Origin of the sequence: Streptosporangium sp. NPDC087985 (assembly GCF_044741965.1) — a bacterium.
Taxonomy (GTDB): domain Bacteria; phylum Actinomycetota; class Actinomycetes; order Streptosporangiales; family Streptosporangiaceae; genus Streptosporangium.
This window is the reverse complement of record NZ_JBIUTQ010000060.1, coordinates 1-2227: the sequence shown is the minus strand read 5'-3', so window position 1 is coordinate 2227 and position 2227 is coordinate 1. Positions and strand designations below refer to the sequence as shown.

Below are 2227 nucleotides of genomic sequence, written 5' to 3'. Positions count from 1 at the left end.
AACCGCCAGAGCGACGTGCGCTGTACGGAGAACGCCCAGGTCCTGGAGCTATGGCGACGATGGAGGGCTCAGGGAACTGTGGGGTTATTCCTTACGTGGGGGGCAGTCGGCCGCGCGGGAACGCTTTAGGAGTCGCCAGCGCTTCTCTCTGGGCCAGAGTTCCAACCTTTCTGCCTCTCGCGGGCGTGAGAACCGATGAGAGGAGATCATCTATCTTGAATCGTTATGACGGCTTTCGCGAGTTCGTGCTCGCCCGTCAGCAGGCGCTGACACGGAGTGCGTACCTGCTCACGGGAGACGCACACCTAGCCGAGGACCTGTTGCAGAGCGTCCTGCTCAAGGTCGCCAACCATTGGCCCAGACTGGTGCGGCACGGCACCCCCGAGGCGTACACGCGCAAGGCCATGATCAACCAGTACATCTCCTGGCGGCGGCGCAAACAGTTGGAGTCGCCCAACACCGACCCGCCAGAGCGCGGGCACGCTCACGACGACGCCACGATCGATCGCATCATCTTGCGTCAGGCGCTTGCCAGGTTGACGCCCCGGCAGCGCGCTGTGATCGTCCTGCGCTTCTACGAGGATCTCAGCGAGCGGGAGACCGCTGAGATCCTCGGCTGTTCGCTCGGCACGGTCAAGAGCCAGACCCACCACGCGCTCGGCCGCCTGCGCACGCTCGCGCCCGAGCTGTCCCAGTTGTTCGCCGAGATCGAGGAGGTGCGCCGATGAGCAGGCTGCGCGAGGCGTTGGACAATGCGGCGGCCGACGCCCCGACCCTCAACCTGGCCGACTGGGCGATCACGAGCAGCCGGCGCAGGCGGAAGACCCGTATGGCCGCCGGGTCGGCTGCCGTGATCGGGCTGGCGGTGCTCGCCGGCGTCGTACTGGACGTATTTCCCGGCACCGGGCCGTTGATGGCCGACAAAGCCGTGGTCGCGGTGCAGACCGGTAAGATCGCCGATCTGCCCAGCCGGGGTGTCGGGCCGCTCAGCCACGCCTACCGGACCTTCTGCCTCATCAGTGGCCCCATCCCGCCCGACTGCAGGAACGGCAAGTGGCGCGTGGTTGCCCTCTCCGGCGAGACGTACCACCTGCCGCAGGCACTGGGCACACTGAGCACGAAAAGCGGACCGAAGTTCTACCCCCTGGCGATCAGCCGCGACGGGCGCATCATCGCCTACTACAACCAGTCTGCCAAGACGTTCAAAGTACGAGACCTGGCGAGCGGCACCGAGCAAACCGCCCCCGTCGCCATAGCCGAAGCGGAGCTGGGCGGCAACGCGCACCTGGAGCTCTCCGACGACGGACGGTACCTCGCTTTCACCGGCTATCCGTCGAGAAAGGAGGACGGCCTGCTCATCGATATGCGAGCGAGAACCACGACGCCCCTGCCCGTCGGGTGGGATCTCAGGAGCATCGACGGCACGACCGTGACCTTGGCCCGGTACGGGAGGTACGGGGAGAAGCCAGGGATCTGGGTGATGCCTCTGGCAGGGGGCGGTTCACCCATCACGGTGGACGAGACCTACACACGCTTCAGCGCGCTTGCCCCCAACGGCGCCGCAGTGGCCGCGCTGCGGCGTGGCCAGTCCCTGGACTCGCATGACGACACGATCACCGTGCTCGATGCCAGGACCGGCAAAGTCAAGAAGACGGTGACCATGCGCGGCCTGCCGAAGGGCAGCCCCACGCTCACCCCCGGCGTCTGGCTGAGCGTGGCCGAGGTCACGCTCGCCGCCCTCCCGTCGGACCGTTGGAATGAGAACCGTCAGATTACCTACGCGGTGAACGTGGAGACCGGCCAAGTGAGGCAGCTCGCCGTCTACCATCCCCAGAACGTGATGCACCTGGTCATCCCCGGGGTCCCAGCCGCCTTTTGACAAGCCTCTCAGCGGCTGAGCAGGTGGCACGCCATGCAGAAGGACACGGCACAGAGGGGTCCTGAGTAATCGGCGAAAATCCAACGGATATCGCTGACCGGCGTCGACGTGGAGCCCTCGGGCAAGGTCAGCGGCATCCTCGGCCCGGCCCACCGCATCTACCAACGGACACACCAGTCCTGCGGCGCCCTCACATCAGAGCAGGTCAGGGGCATATCCGTTGGATATTCCGCGATTACTACCGGGACCCTTAGAAACCCCAGAGTTCCCGGGAACCCAAGGGTCGAGCCCAGGCTGTTGGGGTGGTCTGGGAGGTTGTGCACCCTTGGGTTCGCCGGAACCCAAGGT

The 2227-nt window shown here is 65.8% G+C and carries 2 protein-coding genes; both read left to right on the top strand.

Going from position 1 to position 2227, the window contains the following annotated elements; translation table 11 throughout:
- Nucleotides 1–215: 215 nt before the first annotated feature.
- Nucleotides 216–728, top strand: coding sequence for a SigE family RNA polymerase sigma factor (locus ACIN94_RS32755; protein ID WP_012890248.1), 513 nt, complete (start codon nt 216–218; stop codon nt 726–728).
- The gene (locus tag ACIN94_RS32750) at nt 725–1879 is read left to right on the top strand and encodes a hypothetical protein (protein WP_400714911.1); all 1155 of its coding nucleotides are present in this window, start codon (nt 725–727) and stop codon (nt 1877–1879) included. The genes ACIN94_RS32755 and ACIN94_RS32750 overlap by 4 nt, the downstream gene beginning before the upstream one ends.
- Nucleotides 1880–2227: the final 348 nt, after the last annotated feature.

Coding starts and splice junctions, on each gene's coding strand:
- ACIN94_RS32750 (WP_400714911.1), top strand. CDS start 725: ATGAGCAGGCTGCGCGAGGCGTTGGACAATGCGGCGGCCGACGCCCCG.